Origin of the sequence: Pseudomonas bubulae (assembly GCF_037023725.1) — a bacterium.
GTDB lineage: Bacteria > Pseudomonadota > Gammaproteobacteria > Pseudomonadales > Pseudomonadaceae > Aquipseudomonas > Aquipseudomonas bubulae.
In genome coordinates, this window is record NZ_CP146078.1 from 20944 (window position 1) to 37802 (window position 16859).

Annotated in this window: 18 protein-coding genes and 3 pseudogenes; 9 read left to right on the forward strand and 12 right to left on the reverse strand. The window is 57.6% G+C overall.

Going from position 1 to position 16859, the window contains the following annotated elements; all coding sequences use genetic code 11:
• Window positions 1–83: 83 nt before the first annotated feature.
• The 3 genes from V6L81_RS23730 to qacG2 all read left to right on the forward strand — a co-directional run bounded on the left by V6L81_RS23730 (window position 84) and on the right by qacG2 (window position 1673).
• Window positions 84–635: a chlorite dismutase family protein gene (locus V6L81_RS23730; RefSeq protein WP_082412261.1), complete on the forward strand. Its 552-nt coding sequence runs from the start codon at window positions 84–86 to the stop codon at window positions 633–635.
• Between the two features lie 123 nt (window positions 636–758).
• On the forward strand, window positions 759–1118 hold the full coding sequence (locus tag V6L81_RS23735) for a cupin domain-containing protein (RefSeq protein ID WP_138763661.1): 360 nt from the start codon (window positions 759–761) through the stop codon (window positions 1116–1118).
• 222 nt (window positions 1119–1340) lie between these two features.
• Window positions 1341–1673, forward strand: a complete 333-nt coding sequence (gene qacG2 / locus V6L81_RS23740) for a quaternary ammonium compound efflux SMR transporter QacG2 (protein ID WP_057094859.1) — start codon at window positions 1341–1343, stop codon at window positions 1671–1673.
• A 204-nt stretch (window positions 1674–1877) separates the two neighbouring features.
• On the opposite strand, the gene V6L81_RS23745 is transcribed toward qacG2, so the two are convergent.
• Window positions 1878–2501: a recombinase family protein gene (locus tag V6L81_RS23745; RefSeq protein ID WP_003155741.1), complete on the reverse strand. Its 624-nt coding sequence runs from the start codon at window positions 2499–2501 to the stop codon at window positions 1878–1880.
• Between the two features lie 447 nt (window positions 2502–2948).
• Between V6L81_RS23745 and V6L81_RS23750 the strand changes: the two genes are divergently transcribed.
• The gene (locus V6L81_RS23750) at window positions 2949–3587 is read left to right on the forward strand and encodes a hypothetical protein (RefSeq protein WP_271351096.1); all 639 of its coding nucleotides are present in this window, start codon (window positions 2949–2951) and stop codon (window positions 3585–3587) included.
• 51 nt (window positions 3588–3638) lie between these two features.
• Here the strand turns inward: V6L81_RS23750 and V6L81_RS23755 are convergent.
• Window positions 3639–4502 (reverse strand): annotated as a pseudogene (locus V6L81_RS23755) (DUF4113 domain-containing protein); the annotation flags it as partial.
• A 195-nt stretch (window positions 4503–4697) separates the two neighbouring features.
• Here V6L81_RS23755 and V6L81_RS23760 point away from each other — a divergent pair.
• Genes V6L81_RS23760 through V6L81_RS23770 form a run of 3 tightly spaced genes read left to right on the forward strand, consistent with a single transcriptional unit; the run spans window position 4698 to window position 7203 of the window.
• A complete protein-coding gene (locus V6L81_RS23760; RefSeq protein WP_271351097.1) occupies window positions 4698–5594 on the forward strand; it encodes a TrbI/VirB10 family protein in 897 nt (298 codons plus the stop codon).
• Window positions 5595–5603: 9 nt separating this feature from the next.
• Window positions 5604–6632, forward strand: a complete 1029-nt coding sequence (gene virB11 / locus V6L81_RS23765; protein WP_048377556.1) for a P-type DNA transfer ATPase VirB11 — start codon at window positions 5604–5606, stop codon at window positions 6630–6632.
• Window positions 6616–7203: a lytic transglycosylase domain-containing protein gene (locus tag V6L81_RS23770; RefSeq protein WP_271351098.1), complete on the forward strand. Its 588-nt coding sequence runs from the start codon at window positions 6616–6618 to the stop codon at window positions 7201–7203. The genes virB11 and V6L81_RS23770 overlap by 17 nt, the downstream gene beginning before the upstream one ends.
• Here the strand turns inward: V6L81_RS23770 and V6L81_RS23775 are convergent.
• The 7 genes from V6L81_RS23775 to V6L81_RS23805 form a co-directional block, all read right to left on the reverse strand.
• Window positions 7181–8284 carry an FAD-binding oxidoreductase gene (locus V6L81_RS23775; protein WP_009682427.1) on the reverse strand — a complete coding sequence of 368 codons (1104 nt, stop codon included), beginning with the start codon at window positions 8282–8284 and terminating at the stop codon, window positions 7181–7183. The two genes, V6L81_RS23770 and V6L81_RS23775, sit on opposite strands and share 23 nt — an antisense overlap.
• Window position 8285: 1 nt before the next feature.
• Window positions 8286–9353, reverse strand: coding sequence for an aromatic ring-hydroxylating dioxygenase subunit alpha (locus tag V6L81_RS23780; protein WP_095030922.1), 1068 nt, complete (start codon window positions 9351–9353; stop codon window positions 8286–8288).
• A 186-nt stretch (window positions 9354–9539) separates the two neighbouring features.
• Entirely contained in the window at window positions 9540–10652 is a 1113-nt protein-coding gene (locus tag V6L81_RS23785) for a DUF2817 domain-containing protein (protein ID WP_019410170.1), read from the reverse strand.
• Window positions 10653–10675: 23 nt separating this feature from the next.
• Window positions 10676–11443: an ABC transporter ATP-binding protein gene (locus V6L81_RS23790; RefSeq protein ID WP_009682424.1), complete on the reverse strand. Its 768-nt coding sequence runs from the start codon at window positions 11441–11443 to the stop codon at window positions 10676–10678.
• A gap of 27 nt (window positions 11444–11470) precedes the next feature.
• Window positions 11471–12184, reverse strand: a complete 714-nt coding sequence (locus V6L81_RS23795) for an ABC transporter permease (RefSeq protein ID WP_009682423.1) — start codon at window positions 12182–12184, stop codon at window positions 11471–11473.
• Window positions 12181–12870 (reverse strand): ABC transporter permease, encoded by a 690-nt coding sequence (locus tag V6L81_RS23800; RefSeq protein ID WP_009682422.1) that lies wholly within the window; start codon window positions 12868–12870, stop codon window positions 12181–12183. Before V6L81_RS23800 ends, V6L81_RS23795 begins: the two co-directional genes overlap by 4 nt.
• A 116-nt stretch (window positions 12871–12986) precedes the next feature.
• Window positions 12987–13757 carry an ABC transporter substrate-binding protein gene (locus V6L81_RS23805; protein ID WP_009682421.1) on the reverse strand — a complete coding sequence of 257 codons (771 nt, stop codon included), beginning with the start codon at window positions 13755–13757 and terminating at the stop codon, window positions 12987–12989.
• A gap of 380 nt (window positions 13758–14137) precedes the next feature.
• On the opposite strand from V6L81_RS23805, the gene V6L81_RS23810 reads away from it, so the two are divergent.
• Entirely contained in the window at window positions 14138–15067 is a 930-nt protein-coding gene (locus V6L81_RS23810) for a LysR substrate-binding domain-containing protein (RefSeq protein WP_009682420.1), read from the forward strand.
• A 6-nt stretch (window positions 15068–15073) separates the two neighbouring features.
• Here the strand turns inward: V6L81_RS23810 and V6L81_RS23815 are convergent.
• Together V6L81_RS23815 and V6L81_RS23820 are read right to left on the reverse strand one after the other, a co-directional pair.
• Window positions 15074–15563: pseudogene (locus V6L81_RS23815) on the reverse strand (LysR substrate-binding domain-containing protein); the annotation flags it as partial.
• Window positions 15564–15704, reverse strand: a pseudogene (locus V6L81_RS23820) (IS3 family transposase); the annotation flags it as partial.
• On the opposite strand from V6L81_RS23820, the gene V6L81_RS23825 reads away from it, so the two are divergent.
• Window positions 15649–16338: an SDR family NAD(P)-dependent oxidoreductase gene (locus tag V6L81_RS23825; RefSeq protein ID WP_271351099.1), complete on the forward strand. Its 690-nt coding sequence runs from the start codon at window positions 15649–15651 to the stop codon at window positions 16336–16338. The pseudogene V6L81_RS23820 and the gene V6L81_RS23825 sit on opposite strands and share 56 nt — an antisense overlap.
• A gap of 52 nt (window positions 16339–16390) precedes the next feature.
• On the opposite strand, the gene V6L81_RS23830 is transcribed toward V6L81_RS23825, so the two are convergent.
• On the reverse strand, window positions 16391–16834 hold the full coding sequence (locus tag V6L81_RS23830) for a hypothetical protein (RefSeq protein ID WP_271351100.1): 444 nt from the start codon (window positions 16832–16834) through the stop codon (window positions 16391–16393).
• Between the last annotated feature and the right edge of the window lie 25 nt (window positions 16835–16859).

The window sequence follows — 16859 nt, forward strand, 5'->3', positions numbered from 1 at the left end:
GTTTGATGTTATGGAGCAGCAACGATGTTACGCAGCAGGGCAGTCGCCCTAAAACAAAGTTAGACATTTAGGGCACCCATCACATGAACAATCATTATTCATTCATTGGCGGTTCCGAAGGTTCATGGCGAGTCACAAGCTGTGAAACCGTCATTGGCATGCCTCTTGAAATGGTGCAAAGGGTCAATGTCGTTAATATGCCCTCAATCAATTTGGTCGAACGTGGCACCTGGACACTTCAAGGCTTTACAAGCAATGTACGGTACGCTGAACGGCAGGAGATCAATCAACTTCGTGCAAAGCAGGAAGACTTAAATCGTCCTACGTCATCATGTGCAGCGCTCATTCCAATAAAGAAAAGTCCAGAGTGGTGGGCCATGTCGCAAGAGGAACGGCGCAATATTTTTGAAGCACAGTCACACCACACAGAGATTGGGCTGGCTTATCTTCCAGAAATCGCAAGACAACTGCATCATTCTCGTGATCTCGGTGAACCGTTCGATTTCTTAACTTGGTTCGAGTTCGCCCCGGAGCATACTGCCTTATTTAACAAACTATTGGCACAGTTACGTTCATCAAAGGAGTGGGAGTACGTCGAACGCGAAATAGATATCCGACTTGTGAAAAATTTCTAACAATTGGTTCAAATCGCTCGCTGTGCTCGCCGGGACGGGCTAAAGCCCGCCCCTTAACCAAACGTTAGACTTTTGGGCGGCGCGAATCTTGCTGCCCAAAGGCTTGCATTTGCGGAGCAAAAAATGAGCACTCACCGCGTGTATAAGTCCCATGAATTCATGCAGCCAGCCGAGAAAGAACCAATACGGTCTGTTGTTGAATCTTCGCATTCAGTTATCGTGGCTTGGCATGTGGAGCCCGGCCAAACTATTGCGCCACATATTCACCCCGACGGACAAGATACATGGACCATCCTTTCAGGGGAAGGTCAATATCAAATTGACGAGCAAGGCAACACCGTTGCAATTGTTCCGGGGGATATCGTAGTTGCAAACAAAGGGCAGGTGCACGGTGTTCTTTGCACCAGCGTTGGCCCACTTCGGTTCATTTCAGTGGTTGCGCCTTTGGATGCTGGTTATGAACCGCTATCAGCAAAAACATAGGGGATATCAAGTGCAACAAGCTGCCTCCGCTCCCCAGCCTAACTGTTTGGTCAAGCTGACGCCAACAGGCTCCGCCTGTTGGTACCCTCCGCTTCGCTCCGGCGCAGCTTACCGCGGGCGTTAGATGCTTTGCTGTGCGCACAAATTTCGGCCAGCAACAAGACTGTTTTTTTTCTTAAATCGAACCTAAAATTTCTTCGCGGAACTCCATGGAGAAATATTTTGAAAAATTGGTTATTTATGGCTACGGCCATTATTTCTGAGGTCATTGCAACCTCTGCGCTCAAGTCTAGTGAGGGCTTTACTAGGTTAGTACCGTCTTTTATCGTCGTAGCGGGATACGCTGCTGCTTTTTATTTCCTGTCGCTGACACTCAAATCGATTCCTGTTGGAATCGCCTACGCAGTTTGGTCGGGCCTCGGGATCGTCTTGGTCACTGCGATTGCATGGGTTTTGCATGGTCAAAAACTAGATATGTGGGGATTTGTTGGTGTCGGCTTCATTATCAGCGGCGTTGCTGTGCTCAACTTGCTATCTAAGGCAAGTGTTCACTAAAACGGTCGCATCTAACCATTCCGTCGAGAGGGACCGCCCACAAGCTGCGCTTGCGGGTTCCCTTCGCGGCTTCGCCGCTACGGCGGCCCCTCACGTCAAACGTTGAACGACAGCTTTCCCAAAAGCTCTACGGCTGCTCTGGGTCGACACCGGTAATCGGATCGTTGCCGCACTGAACAGCGCCCCGTTCCAGGTCGCCTCCATTTATGCGGCTGAACCGAGGGAGAGCAGCTTTACGCCGTCTGGCCGCAGTTCGCCCTTGGGCGACACGTGCCGGTAGAGCGTCTGCCGGGTAATCCCGAGTTCTTCGCAGAGATCGCCCACCTTGGTTTCCGGTTGCCCCATGCTGGCCATCGCCAGGCGTAGCTTGGCGGCGGTCATCTTGAAGGGGCGCCCCCCTTTCCTGCCGCGAGCGCGCGCCGAGATAAGTCCAGCGACTGTTCGCTCGGAAATCAACTCACGCTCGAACTCGGCCAGCGCGGCAAAAATACCGAACACAAGCTTGCCGGCGGCAGTCGTCGTGTCGACCGCCGCACCGTGACCGGTCAGGACCTTCAGGCCCACGCTACGCGCAGTTAGGTCGTGCACGGTGTTGATCAGGTGGCGCAGATCACGGCCAAGCCGATCGAGCTTCCACACGATCAGCGTGTCCCCTTCACGAAGCGCCTTCAGGCAAGCAGCCAACCCTGGGCGATCATCGCGCCTGCCCGAGGCCAGATCCTCGTAAAGGTGCGCAAGGCTCACACCAGCGGCGATGAGCGCATCGCGTTGCAAATTGGTGGACTGGGATCCGTCCGCCTTCGATACCCGCATGTAGCCGATCAACACCTTTTCACCCGTCACGTATACGTTCGATTAAGTGACAGCCTGCGGCAGAAAGGCCCGGGCATCAAAATTTGTCACTTAACCCGTAATATAGTCTAAGGCATGCAAAGGGTGTATCAGGAACCTAATGTGACAGAAATTCGATTGTCATTTCCAGAGGTGCAATCGACTTCTGACATTGGGTGCAGTCGTCTTCTGAAAATGACAATAAGAGCTAGATCAGCCAACCGCACCTAAATGAGCCAGGATTTTAATTTCACAGGGAACGATTGCAGCGTAAATCCGCGGCTGACTGCTCTACGGCGAAGCCCGGTGCGCGGAACGTGGAGGCCTGCAAGGCCAGAAAGGGCGAGGGCTCGATGCGCAGCTCAATTGCCTGATTTAGCGATATAGTCTCCATCGAAAGTGACGGAGCCGGATCTGTCAGCATAAGCAAGCAAGGGGATTGGGATGACAGATGACGGTAAGCAGGAACTGCGTGAAAAATGGGAAGCTATTGTTGCAGCGCTCTTTGAGGGGACTATCCCTGAGGCTGCGGAGTGGACGGATTCAAACGACATTGTTCGCGTGCTGAACGCGATTTCCAGCCCAGTGAACCATATGTTCCATCCTGACGGCGGTGGGCTCGACTTGAGAGCGGCCCAGCTTTCGCGGGAAGGTACATTGGAGTGGGCAACACATGAAGGAGGGCTGGAAAGTTTCGTCCACGTCGTTCGGCCGGTAAAGCTCACATTCTGGAATCCCGGACTGTACAAGCATGAGGCCAATTTCGTGCTTGAGGTCGACGCACTCGACCCAGTAGGGGAAGAACACGCGCGTAGTGAGTACGTCGAAGAACTTACTGAAGTGCGCCTTGGCACGTATGAACCATTGTCCTCGTGGGACAACGGTTACAGCGAAAACGGTGATCCGCTTGATGGTGCACGTCGTTTGTGCCGCATTATCAAGGGTTCTCGGTTCGCAATATTTGGCAAGGGCTCGCTTTACAACTCGTTCTCCGACAAGGGGTTCGATGCCTACAGCGCCTACCATAACGACCCGGTGAAGTTTGCGAAAATCGTTGAAGAAATGGCCAAAATCGACCTGTAACGACTGCTCCTGAAGAATGCCCGATTAGGGCATTCTTATTTTGTGGCCGCTCTACGAGCAACTGACACGCCATAACTGATCGAGCTTCGTCGTGTAACTCTGGCTCATGAGGCTGCGCCGCATGGCCCATTCTGGGCTCGTTGGAACGCTGGCCACCCGTAGAGTGCCGCGACCCCATCGATTGTTGATTTCATCCAGTACCGACATAACCTTTGTCGAGTCGGTGGGCTGGATGCTTGCGAAAAGATCATCAGTGTATTCACCTGGCTGACATAGATTCAGCAGCATCACTTCGGCTTTGCTGTATCGGTAGCCTTGGCGGTACACCCGCTCAACGGCCTTGGTGGCGACCTTCGTGAGCATCCGAACATCGTCAGTTGGGTAGGGAAGATCAACGACGACGCTGTTCGCGTACTGGGCTTCTGAAGCGTTGAACATTCCAGTACGGATACCGACGCGAACCTTTTTGCACAATGAATGCTGAGCCCGTAGCTTTTCGGATGCCCGCATCATGTAGGTGGCCACCGCCTCTTGAATCGCCGGTAACTCAGTCAAACGCTGGCCAAACGCCCTGCTGCAACATATTTCCTGTTTGGGAGGATTTGGCTCATCCAGCTCCAGGCACGACGTGCCGGACAACTCCCTTGCCGTTTTCTCAATCACCACGCTGAATTTCTTGCGCAGGGTCCACGGATCGGCTTTTGCTAGGTCCATCGCGGTTTTGATACCCATCGCATCCAGATGAGCTTTCATTCGCCGGCCGACTCCCCAAACTTCGGAAACATCGGTGCTGCGCAACACCCAGTCACGCTTGAAGGTATCGCAAATATCAACAACCCCTCCCGTTTGCGCTTGTAGCCTTTTTGCCGTGTGGTTGGCCAACTTGGCCAGGGTTTTTGTGCGGGCAATGTCTATTGGTTAAAACACAGTGATGAACCTGTAGCCGGGAACAGCGTTGGTAATGACGCGATAACTGCCGCACAGCCGCGCCGTGTGCAGGATCCAACCCCCAAGCGTCAAGCGGCGCAGGTCGCTCCTGTCAGCAATGACGGCAGCACTGCACCCGCTGACACGCCGCGCACTGTGGTAGACCGTCAAAATCAAACCGGTATGAGCGAAGCCGAGAAGCGTCGCCAGGCCATTGAGCTGCAACGTGAGCTTGAAGAACAGAAGATGCAGGCCGCACGTCAACGCTCGGCCATCATCGCCACTGCGAAAGACGAGGGCTTCACGGATGAAGCTGAGGGTCAGAAGGGTGGGTCTGGATCCTTGGGCGTGGGGAGCGATAGAAACGCTCCTGTCCCGTCAAATGCCAATAGCGCTTACGCATCCTCGACGTTCACCGATGGGGTTACGGTATCCAAGGTACGCAAGATGGAAAACCTGGAGTACAAGGTTCTGCAGGGCGCTGTTATCGAGGCTGTGTTGCAGCCCCGCGCCCAAAGTCAGTTGCCGGGGCAGATCTGCGTAGACATTCAGCAGGACGTTTACGCGGCTGTCGGTCGTCGGGTTCTGATTCCGTGGGGCTCGACGGTTTGCGGCAGCTACAACGCCAGTCTTCGCCCTGGTCAAGAACGGTTGTTCACCATCTGGAATTGGTTACGTACGCCGAACCTGCCTGGACGCCCAGCAACGGAGATCGCGATCAATAGCGCGGGCTCTGACCAGTTGGGCACCGCTGGTCAAGGTGGCGTAGTCGATAACCATTGGGGGCAAATCTTCGGTGTTGCTGCAGCGGTTTCGATCATCGGCGCCGGTGCCTCGAATACCGGAGTGTCGTCCGGCGATCAGGAAAACTCGGCGTCACGCTATCGCACGGAAGTACAGGAAGCCGCGTCTGAGTCGGCCCAAACGATCCTGGGTCGCTACGCCAGTATCCAACCAACTTTGACCGTGCCCCATGGCTCGCGTGTGGTGATCTACCTGCAGCGCGATTTGGATTTCACCTCGCAATTCGAGGCCGAGATCGAGCACGCCAAGAGTGGCGGCGTCACCTTCATCCAGTGAGGAAGCGGTATGTCTGAGATTGCATCGTTCCGCGCCAAACTGAAAAACCTGGTCACGCTGCTGGACGATCCAGAAGTGACCGAAATTGCGATCAACGGCCCTGGCAACGTCTGGGCCGGTTATCACGGCAGTCGGTTCATGAAGCCGGTGCAGATCGAGGGGGTAACAACTGGATTAATTACCTCGCTCGGTGAGGTGATTGCCGCTCATACCGGGCAACAGGTTGACTCGTATACGCCGATTCTGTCGGGCCGTATTCCGATCAATCTCGCCGAGGGTGTGCCAGACAACCAGCGCGGCGATTACCGCGTGCAGGTTGTCTTGGCGCCTGCGGTCGAACAGCACATTGGCGGCATCGTCTGTATCCGTAAGCCCGGTATCAAGCAAATCACCCTGGACGAATACCAGGACACCGGGGCTTTCGAGCATATCAACGAGCCTCGGTTGCACAGCGATTATTCCGACGATCACCTGATAGCGCTGTATCGCGCTAAGCGCTGGAAAGAGTTCTTCATCGGGATCATGAAAGCCCGCAAGAACATCATGATTTCAGCCGGGACCAACGCGGGTAAAACCACCTGGCTCAACGGGATGCTGGAGCACATTGATCCGCATGAACGTCTCGTCACCATTGAAGACACCCGCGAGATCCGCACACCCAACAAGAACGTGGTTCACCTGATCTATTCACGTGGCGGTCAAGGTCGCGCCAAGGTCACACCGTTTGACCTGCTTGAGTCGATTCTTCGACTGACCCCCGACCGGGCAATCATGGGCGAGATCCGCGGCGGCGAAGCCTTCCCGTTTTTGGAGCTGTTGAACACCGGTCACAGCGGTTCACTTTCCTCGATTCACTCGGACTCGCCGGAAATGATGTTCGACCGCCTGGCGTCTATGGCTGCGCGTGGCGGCGCCGAAATGAACAAGTCGCAACTGATCGAATACTCGCGGCAACTGATCGATGTCGTCATTCAGTGGGAGTACGGCTTTGATGGCCGTCGCTACATCTCGGAGGTTCAATATGCAAAAGCTGCCTAAGTTCGCGGTAACGCTGTTGGCACTGGCCTGCACTCTCGGCCAGGCCTGGGCCGATGAACAAGCCCCGGTGCCGTTCTCTGAGCTGGCCGTTAAGTGCGCGCCTACCGTGCATCCGCAGACCCTAAAGTCATTGATCGGCAATGAATCGACCTACAACCCTTACGCTATTGGGGTTGTCGATGGCCGATTGGAGCGTCAGCCCAAGTCGTTGCGTGAAGCGGTGGCCACCGCCGAACGGTTGGAGCGCGAAGGCTTCCGTTTCTCGGTCGGTATTGGCCAGTTCCTGGTGACGAACATGCGGGCTCTCGGCCTGAGCTACGCCCAAGCGTTTGAGCCGTGCCGCAACCTGCAGGCGATTAGCGAGCTGATGGTCAAGAACTACACCAAAGCCCTGACCGCGAATCCGAACCCACAAGAAGCCCTGCGCGACTCGCTCTCGATGTACTACAGCGGGAACCCTGTACGTGGTTATCGCCCGGACAAAGAGGGTGATCTGTCCTACGTGCACCCAGCATCAGACACGCGGCCGACTTCGCCTACAGCGCTTACTATTGGCGCAGTTGCACCGTGATCGCACTGGTGGGCCGCGTGCAGCACAACAGGATGTCACCGTTTTGCGGAGCGTCCAGCGGGTCGTCGAAGTACTCGACCGTACCTTCGCGCAAGCTCACCTGGCAGGTATTGCACAGGCCCGCCCGGCAATTGAACGCCGGAGTCAGGCCCGCCTGTTCGGCCAATTCGAGCAATGAATGGCAGTTTTCATCCCAGGCTACGCGGGTGCCGGACGGCATGAAGCAGACACTTACGGCACCGTCCTTTGCCACAGGTTCGCTCAGCGTCGGCTCAGGTGGCGGCGCTGGACTGACGTCGTCTTCCTCAAGCACCGTCGCCGGGCCAAAAAACTCGTAATGAATTCGTTCGCGGGCCACCCCAAGGCTGCGCAACAGCCGCCAGTTGGCCTGCATGAAAAGTCTGGGGCCGCACAGGTAGATATCATAGTCGTCCAACGGCAGCAGGCTTTGCAGGGTTTGGCGACTGATCAGGCCCTGGCTGTGAAAGCGGTCACGATCCGCCTCGCTCGGATTGCGATAACAGAAGTGCACTTCAATGCCCGGGCGCCGGTCGGCCAGGGCCAGCACTTCATCGCGAAACCCATGCACCGCGCCGTTTTCGCAGGCGTGCAGAAAGTGCACCGGGCGCATCGACTGGCCGCTCAGGCGATGCAGCATGCTCAGCATGGGCGTCAAACCGACGCCGCCGCTGAACAGCACCACCGGCCTTGGACTTTGCTCGTCCAGCACAAAGGTGCCTGATGGGCCTGCGATGTCGAGTACGTCGCCAACCCGCACGCCGTCGTGCAGGTGGTTGGAACCTTGTCCGGCCGGCAGGTCTTGGCGATCGAACGGGGCGGGTTCACGCTTGACCGAAATTCGTACCTGGAGCGGGTTGTCCGTGAGGGCACTGACGCTGTAGTTACGCAGCACTCGAGTGCCGTCGCCCAACACCAGCCGCACCGTGAGGAACTGCCCCGGACGAAAGTCCATGGGTGCAGGACCGTCCTGCGGCGCGAGGACGAAGGAAGTAATGACCGCGCTTTCCGGCGTTTTCTCGATCACCCGCCAAGCCTTGAAACCTTGGGGTTGGCTGCTCATCTCAAACCCCCGCTGTTTGCGGTCTGGCCTGTACCAGCGGGATCAAGTCCGCAGGTTGTTCCTGGGCAATCAATTTGGCCAGGTTACGCCGGAAACGCAGGGGTCCCGAGTCGGAGGCCAGGTCGATATTGGGGCTGCACTTGTTGGCCATGCCTTGATGGACGGCGGCGAGCACCACGCGGTCTTCGGCGAAAGCGTGACGTACGTCCTCATCGAACTGGCGCGAGACTTCCTCGTTGCCCTGGTCGAAGTTGCGCACCTGGAACCAGTAGTAGCGGGTGGTGGATTCATCGATGGGGGTCATGAAGTTGTAGGAGTTCATCAAGAACACCTGTTCGTGCACCGGCCCGGCATCCGATCCGGTGCCGGCCGGGGTGAAGATGGCCTTGATGATGGCCTGGGCCGGGTAGTGCACTTCGTAATGCTGCTTGCGGTCACAGTTGCCGCTGAACTTGACGAACTTGGCGTAGAACGGCGCCACTTCGATGTCGCGCATCCACCGCGACACGATCACGCCGACGTCTGTCACCGTAGTTTGCAGCGGCTCCTGGGCGCATGCGGCGCTGCCAAAGGAGGACTGGTGAACCCAGGCCACGTGGGAGGGGTCGAGCAGGTTGTCGGTCATGTACAGGTAGTTGCAGGGGATGACCATGCTGTCGCCACGATTCAGGCCCCAGGCCGGATCGCCCCATTCGGGCACGTGGCAAATCTTGCTGGCGTCGGCCAGCTCGGCATCGCCCATCCAGATCCAGATCAGGCCGTAGCGCACGGCCAGCGGATAACTGCGCACCTTGGCGCCTTGGGGAACGTGCTTACTGCCGGGGGCGCGCACGCAACTGCCCGAGCAGTCGAAGGTTAGGCCGTGGTAACCGCATTCGATGTCGTCACCTTGGCGCCGCCCTAAGGACAACGGCAGTTTGCGATGCGGGCAGGCATCTTCTAGGGCGACCGGGGTGCCATCGCCTTTGCGGTAAAGCACTACCGCCTCATTCAGCAGCTTGACCGCAAACAGTTGCTCACCGAGTTCGGTTTCACTGGCGGCGACATACCAGGCGTTGCGCATAAACATGGGGTCTCTCCTTATTATTCTTCGGATCGTGGCTAACGACGTATCCAGAATACGAGAGGCCAGTTGAGTAAGAATAGATGGATAAAACTGATATTTGGTTTAGGTTCTCTTAAGTGTTTATCGCGTCCCCACGAACATCTCCTGTGGGAGCTAGCTTGCTCGCTCCCACACTGGGTGCTGTGCGTTTTACAGACCGCCGCGCGTGCCTATCGCGGACAACGCCCGTTCCCAGATCTGCCGCGTTCGCACCCACACCAACTCTTGCCAGTCGCTGTCCGCGGGGAAGAATTGTTCAAGCAGTTGCAACTTGATCTGCCGTGCTTCGGGGCCGGTTGGGTCGCCGTGTAGGTGCAGCCACTGATCGTCGCGCAGCACCGCATGGATTTGTTGACCAGGGTAGGTGCCGCACTCGATCACGAACGGCATCAGTTGCACATGAGGCAAGGCGTTGATGATGGCCTGGGAGGTGTAACCGGTGGCAGTGGCAGCAACGCCGGTGTCACTCTGGCTGTTGGCGCTGGTCATCAGGGTGAACAGCCAGGGCCCGAACAACACCTGGGCCTGGGGCAGTGCCGGGTACGAGGCCTGGGCAATGGTCATCAACATCGGATGGCCATAATCGCCCGCGCCGGTGTGCAGGTCGAAGCACATCGCGACCTCGGCGTGTGCCAGGTGTTCGCCGAGGATCCGGTGCAGGGTCTGGTTCGACCAACTTGAGCTGTTACCGCCGTAGAACAGGCCATCGGGATGGCGATACTGACCGGCCTCGACAATCGACATCACCGCCGACCAGCCCTCGCGGCTGATCCGTTCATTGAGCTGGGCATCGGCGCGCTCACGTTCGGGGCCACGCAGTTGGGTACAGGTGTAGATCGGGTGCAGAGTTTCATAAGCCGCGTTGTCGGGTGGTGTCTTAGTGAAGTCCAGGTAGTTGCGGTTGAGGTCGATGTTGTCCTCGTTGACCCGACGCATCCAGGCCGTGCCCCACGGGTTGATCAAGTGGATCATCAGTACCGCGACGTCGTCGGGCAGGCTGCGCTCGCTGAAGGTTTGCAGCCATTGGCGCTGGCAATCCGAGCCGTAATAACCTTCCACGCCGTGGGTGCCGCTCAAGGCCACCAACACCCGTTTGGCCTGGGGGTTGCCGAGCAGGGCCACATCTGTGCCCAGGGCCTCGGCGAACGGGCCGCGCAATGGGTGCGGGTAATGGCTAAGACGGGCGCCGACGGCCTCGGCGGCGGCGAGGAATTGTTCACGCTGCTGGGTAAAGCTGCGGTGTGATGGAAAACCGTTACTCATGGTTGTCTCCTGTCGAAATGGGGTTACTTCAGGCGGCCGGAGAGGAACTGGGTCAAGCGCTCGCTTTGCGGACTGACCAGCACTTCACCCGGCGGACCTTGCTCTTCAACCCGGCCTTGGTGCAGGAACATCACATGGTTGGAGACGTTGCGCGCAAACCCCATCTCGTGGGTGACCACGACCATGGTGCGACCTTCCTCGGCCAGGGCCTGCATCACTTTCAGCACCTCGCCCACCAGTTCCGGATCCAGCGCGGAAGTGGGTTCGTCGAACAACATCACTTCCGGTTCCATGGCCAAGGCACGGGCAATGGCGACCCTTTGCTGCTGGCCGCCGGACAGGTGGGACGGGTATTTTTTCTCAACGCTCGGGTCCAGACCGACTTTATGCAGGTACTGCCGCGCGCGTGCCTCTGCGTCCTTGCGCTTGACGCCCAGCACATGCACCGGTGCTTCGATGATGTTCTCCAGCACGGTCATGTGCTGCCACAGGTTGAAGTGCTGGAACACCATCGCCAGTTTGGTGCGCACTTTTTGCAGCTGACGCGGGTCGGCCACCCGCAGCGCGCCGTTGAGATCCTGTTTGGTGCGGATTTGCTCGTTGTTTACCGTGATGGTTCCGGCGCACGGCTGTTCCAGGAAGTTGATGCAACGCAGGAAGGTGCTTTTGCCCGAGCCGCTGGAGCCAATGATGCTGATTACGTCGCCAGCTTTGGCCTTGAGCGATACGCCCTTGAGTACTTCGTGGTCGCCGTATTTCTTGTGCAGCTCATCTACGCTTAGCTTATACATGTTCGATGTCTCCAAAAGGACGGTCACTCAATGCGCCTGCGGTTGCAAGAAGGCCAGCCAGCGCACTTCGCAGCGACGAAACAGCCAGACCAGGGTAAACACCATCAGCGCGTACAGCACCGCCGCCAGGCCGAAGGCTTCGAACGAGGAGTAGGTCGCAGAGTTGACGTCGCGAGCGACCTTCAATAGATCGGGCACGGTGGCGGTGAAGGCGAGAGTGGTGGAGTGCAGCATCAGGATCACTTCGTTGCTGTAGTACGGCAGCGAACGGCGCAATGCCGAGGGCAGGATGATTCGCCGGTACAGGGTGAAGGTGGACATGCCATAGGCGCGGCCTGCTTCGATCTCGCCATAGGGCGTGGCGCGGATGGCGCCGGCGAAAATCTCCGTGGTGTAGGCGCACGTGTTGAGGGCAAAGGCCAGCAGGGTGCAGTTCATGCCCTCGCGAAAAAACGCATCGAGGGTCGGTTGGTCGCGCACCACTTGCAAGCTGTAGATCCCGGTGTAGAGGATTAGCAGTTGGATATACAACGGCGTGCCGCGAAACACGTAGGTGTAGAACCATACGGGCATGCGCAGCAGCGGATTGGACGAGACTCGTGCCACGGCCAGCGGCACGGCCAGGGTGCCGCCGATGGCGATGGAAGCGACTAGCAGCCAGAGGGTCATGGCCACGCCTGAGAGTTGGTAGCCGTCAAACCAAAGGTAGGCTTTCCAGTACTCCTGGACGATATCGATCATAGCTGCGCACCTCTGACGCCCACCGAGTAGCGGCGTTCAAGCCACATCAGCACGCCGTTGGAAACGGTGGTCAGGGCCAGGTAGATCAGGCCGCCGACCACGCTGAAGAAAAACAGGTCCATGGAGTTCTTGCCCGCGTCCTGGGTGACTTTGACGATATCGATCAAACCAATGATCGACACCAGCGCCGTGGCCTTGATCAACACCTGCCAGTTGTTGCCGATTCCCGGTAGGGCGAAGCGCATCATTTGTGGAAACAGCACCCGCACAAACACCTGCCGACGATTCATGCCGTAGGCCACGGCAGCTTCCAACTGGCCGGCTGGCACGGACTGAAAAGCGCCGCGGAAGGTCTCGGTGAAATAGGCACCGTAGATGAAACCCAGGGTCAGCACCCCGGCCGCGAAGGGGTTGATGTCAATCTGTTCGGTGTCCAGCCATTCAGTCAGGTTGTTCAGCCAGATCTGCAGGCTGAAGAACAGCAACAACATGATCACCAGGTCCGGCACGCTGCGAATCAGCGTGGTGTAGCCGGCGGCCAGGTGACGCAGCAGCGGTTGTTTCGATAGTTTGGCTGATGCGCCGATCAGGCCCAGCGTGACGGCCAGTACCATGGACATCAGTGCCAGCTGGATGGTCGCCAACGTACCTTCGAGAATGAGCGAACCATAGCCCTGTAAAAGCATGTTCTGTCTCTCCGTTGGCAAGGGCGGCCCGGGGGCCGGCCCTTGCGCGAAATGGATGGGCAAGGCGCCGGATCACCAAGCCGCGAGCGTTCCGGCACCGGTCAAGCGCAGGGCTTTTAGTTGTAGATGTCGAAGGTGAAGTACTTCTTCTGGATGGTGTCGTAGGTGCCGTTCTTGTGCATTTCGGCCAGTGCCCGGTTGATGGCTTCCATCAGCTGCGGCTCGTTCTTGCGCAGGCCGATGGCAATGCCTTCGCCCAGCAGTTCCTGGTTGTACACAGCGTCGCCGGCGAAGGCGAAACCGGTGTTCTTAGGCGTTTGCAAAAAACCCAGTTCGGCCACGGCGGCATCGGTCAGGCTGGCGTCGATACGGCCGCTGACCAGGTCCGGATACAGCAAGTCCTGATTGGGGTAGGTGACCATGATCACCCCTTTAGGCGCCCAGATTTTTTTGACGTACGTCTCTTGGGTAGTGCCTTGGGCTACGCCGACGCGCTTGCCTTTCAGGGATTCTGGCGTAGGCAGCAGACCGCTGTCCTTTTTCGCGATCAAACGGTTGGGGGAGTTATAGAGACGGTCGGAGAAGTCCACGTTTTTTTTGCGCTGGTCGTTGATGGTCATTGCCGACAACACGGCATCGAACTTTTTCGCCCGCAGCGCCGGGATGATGCTGTCGAATGCGTTTTCCACCCACACGCACTTGACCTTCAGCTCGGCGCAAATGGCGTTGCCCAGGTCGATGTCAAAGCCCACCAGTTGACCGTCGGGGTTTTTCGATTCGAACGGAGCGAAGGTCGGATCGACGCCAAAGCGAATGACGCTTAAATCCTTGGCCAGGACGCCGGTGGAAGCCAATGCAAAGACGGTGGCGAGGACAAATTTTTTCATTGTTGTTTTTCCTTTCTCTGACGGATCGAACGCTAACGATGTATTACAGAAAAATCTTTATATGATAGTACCTGTATATACATAAATGCAAAATGCAGGCCAATTCACGGAAAATTCCTGCAAGGTGCTGTTTTTCGCGGTGCTGATAAGCCCGGGGTGGCTGAGTCGCCGGGCCACTATGGTTTTTTGTTACGCATGGTTACATCAGAGGCTGCACCGTATCGGGTCTTGCGCAACAACATGGGGCGTCTCCTGACCGGGACAGGTAAATACCCGCCAAAGCCAGAATACGAGGCTTTTCATATAAAAAAAATGTCGAAAACTGTGGCTTGCTATAGCTCAGCTAAAGTATAAAACCGTCGATTGCTATGGAGATGATGATGAACAGCTTGCCTTCCCTGCGCGCGCTGCAGGTTTTTGAAGCCGTGGGACGTTTCGGCGGCATTGTCGAGGCCGCCAAGCGTCTGGGTATCTCGGCCGGTGCCGTCAGCCAACAAATGAAACTGCTGGAAGACACCCTGGGCTTGAGCCTGACCTTGAAGGTCGGCAAGCGTATTCGCCTGACCGCCGCCGGCCAGCGTTATCACGATAGCTGCGCAGCGGCATTCGAGAGCCTGCGCATCGCCCAGGTCGAGGTCGAGCGGTCGAAAAACGCCAGCAACCTGCGCATCAGCGCTTTGCCGTCATTGCTGTCGGATTGGTTGGCACCGCACATCTATGCCTGGCAGGACGAGCACCCGGAACTCAATTTGTTTCTCGATGGCAGTCACGCCGAACCTTCGCCAGAGGGCTACGACATCGATTTTCGCTTCACCTACGGCGACTACGTGGCCACTGAAAACGCCATCGAACTGTTTCGCGATTGCGTGGTGCCGGTGTGCAGCCCTTGGTTGTTGCGGCCTGATGTGCTGCTCAACAAACCGGCAGACCTGCTGGCATATCCGCTGCTGTCCATCGACTGGCTACCGAAGTTTGCCTCGCCGCCTTCGTGGCGTGACTGGTTCAAGGCCCAACAGGTGGACTGCGAAAGCATTCGCGATGGCTACCGCGTGTATTCCTTGTCTGCCATGGCAATCCAGGCCGCATTGGCGGGGCAGGGTGTGGTACTGGCGCAATACTCAATGGTGGCTGATGCGTTGTCAGATGGGCGTTTGATCAGGCCGTTTGCCCGGGCCTTGCCCTTGCCGTCGGCGTATTTTTTGGTGGGTGCCAAGGGCGCGTTCGACAAGGCCCACTGCCGCGACTTCCACCGTTGGATTGTGGCGCGCGGGCGTGAGCAAATGGTGATCAATCAGCGGTTGCTGGCGTAGCCGTCACTAGGCTGCGCTTGAGCTCAGGTTTTCGTCGGACAGTTCGCTGTTGGAGCGCCGGCACAGGTAGTACTGGCGGCCGTCATCCACGTGCAGGTCGAACAGCTTTACCAGTTCGCCGCTGGCGACATCGGCGCCACCAACGGCTCGCGCAGCAGCGAGCAACCCAGGCCGGTCAGCGCCAGTTGCCCGTCTTCGAGCAGCAAGCCATTGAGCGCACTGGCGTGCTTGACCTCGGCGACTTGAAACCATTCGGCCCAGGTGCCGCGTTCTTCGTCGTGCAGCAACGGCAGTTGGCTCAAGGCCTGGGGCGAGTCGATGGGGGCGTGGCGCTGAAGGAATTCGCGGCTGCAATAGGGCGAGACGGCACCCGAGATCAGCGGCTCGCTGTGATTGCCCGGCCAGTGGCTGGTTCGCTGGAATAGCTGCGGTGGTTTGCGTAGGTGACGTTGATGTCCAGTTCCGGGTTTTGCGCCAGGAACTCGACCTGTAGTGGTCAACTGATCCCGGACACTGAATTGAGTTTTTCCTCAGCGACCGCAGGCTCTAGCCCTCCGTTGAACTGGTGCGGTCGCCGCCAGTTGTATCGCTCCATCAGGAACCGGCCGATATCCTGTTGCGCTAGCGCAGCGCTTAACGAGCTGCGCGCCGAAGGATTTGAAGTTGAAGGCCGGCCAACTGACCTCACTGATGAAAGTCAGGTACGTGAATTCAGCCTATGGGCAGAGTCAGTCTGGGGGCGGGTCGATATTCTGGTGAACAATGCCGGTATGGCCATGCAAGGAAGCCCGGAGGTTTTCTCGGAATTGGTAACGATGGAACTGCATGACTGGAATCTTTCAATGGCCAGGAATTTAACGACCGCTTTTCTTCTGACTCGGGCCGTTCTGCCCGGTATGAGGGCGCGAAGTTACGGACGCATTGTCAATATCAGTTCCACCACGGGCACTAGGGGAAGCAATCCGGGAGAAGCCGGTTATAGCGCGGCCAAGGCCGCGATGGTTGGTATGAGCATGGGACTTGCACTTGAAGTCGCCAAGCAGGGGGTTACCGTCAACAGCGTGGCGCCCGGATGGATCACCACCGGGTCATCCACGCCTGTTGAAGCAGAAGCGGGGCGCTTTACCCCGATCGGGAGAACAGGCAGCCCCCGCGAAGTGGCCGCTGCAGTTGCGTTTCTGTCTTCGCCTGACGCCAGTTACATCACGGGTGAAGTCCTCGTGGTAGATGGCGGGAACTGTTTGATCGAGAACAAGGCCCCTCACGGCTGAGGCCAAGACGCAGACGGTTTATTCTCTTTTGGCCGGAAGTAAAACAGAGTGTTTAACTCCTCCAACTGGCGCTTACGTCGCCAGTATTGCGTGGGGCACCAATTTCGCCGTGCTTCATGTGTATCTCCTTTTGGGCTTGTCGCGTGAAACGCTCCAGGTCAACTGTGGCCGGTTGACCGTTATGGGTGAACGTCAGCGGCTCGGCCTGCGGCTGCTGCTGGAAGCGCTCCAGGTTGATCGTGGCTGGTTCACCGTTGTGGGTGAACGTCAGCGGCTCCGGGGCTACTGGACGCTTTACTTCGACCGGGGCTGGCTGTTCGGCCTGCGGTTGTGGCTTAAAGCGCTCCAGGTCAATCGTGGCCGGTTGACCGTTATGTGTTAACGTCAACGGCTCGTCCTGCACCGGCTGCTGGAAGCGCTCCAGATTGATCGTGGCTGGTTCACCGTTGTGGGTGAACGTCAGCGGCTCGGGGCCGCCACTTTCTCCGTGCTTCATATGTATCTCCTTTTCGTCTTGTGAC

Bases quoted from the DNA above. Each gene is read 5' to 3' on its own strand.
- V6L81_RS23785 (WP_019410170.1), bottom strand. From the start codon at position 10,652: ATGAGTAACGGTTTTCCATCACACCGCAGCTTTACCCAGCAGCGTGAA.
- V6L81_RS23790 (WP_009682424.1), bottom strand. From the start codon at position 11,443: ATGTATAAGCTAAGCGTAGATGAGCTGCACAAGAAATACGGCGACCAC.
- V6L81_RS23760 (WP_271351097.1), top strand. From the start codon at position 4,698: ATGAGCGAAGCCGAGAAGCGTCGCCAGGCCATTGAGCTGCAACGTGAG.
- V6L81_RS23810 (WP_009682420.1), top strand. From the start codon at position 14,138: ATGAACAGCTTGCCTTCCCTGCGCGCGCTGCAGGTTTTTGAAGCCGTG.
- V6L81_RS23735 (WP_138763661.1), top strand. From the start codon at position 759: ATGAGCACTCACCGCGTGTATAAGTCCCATGAATTCATGCAGCCAGCC.
- V6L81_RS23775 (WP_009682427.1), bottom strand. From the start codon at position 8,284: ATGAGCAGCCAACCCCAAGGTTTCAAGGCTTGGCGGGTGATCGAGAAA.
- V6L81_RS23800 (WP_009682422.1), bottom strand. From the start codon at position 12,870: ATGCTTTTACAGGGCTATGGTTCGCTCATTCTCGAAGGTACGTTGGCG.
- V6L81_RS23770 (WP_271351098.1), top strand. From the start codon at position 6,616: ATGCAAAAGCTGCCTAAGTTCGCGGTAACGCTGTTGGCACTGGCCTGC.
- V6L81_RS23830 (WP_271351100.1), bottom strand. From the start codon at position 16,834: ATGAAGCACGGAGAAAGTGGCGGCCCCGAGCCGCTGACGTTCACCCAC.
- V6L81_RS23750 (WP_271351096.1), top strand. From the start codon at position 2,949: ATGACAGATGACGGTAAGCAGGAACTGCGTGAAAAATGGGAAGCTATT.
- V6L81_RS23730 (WP_082412261.1), top strand. From the start codon at position 84: ATGAACAATCATTATTCATTCATTGGCGGTTCCGAAGGTTCATGGCGA.
- virB11 (WP_048377556.1), top strand. From the start codon at position 5,604: ATGTCTGAGATTGCATCGTTCCGCGCCAAACTGAAAAACCTGGTCACG.
- V6L81_RS23795 (WP_009682423.1), bottom strand. From the start codon at position 12,184: ATGATCGATATCGTCCAGGAGTACTGGAAAGCCTACCTTTGGTTTGAC.
- V6L81_RS23805 (WP_009682421.1), bottom strand. From the start codon at position 13,757: ATGAAAAAATTTGTCCTCGCCACCGTCTTTGCATTGGCTTCCACCGGC.
- V6L81_RS23780 (WP_095030922.1), bottom strand. From the start codon at position 9,353: ATGTTTATGCGCAACGCCTGGTATGTCGCCGCCAGTGAAACCGAACTC.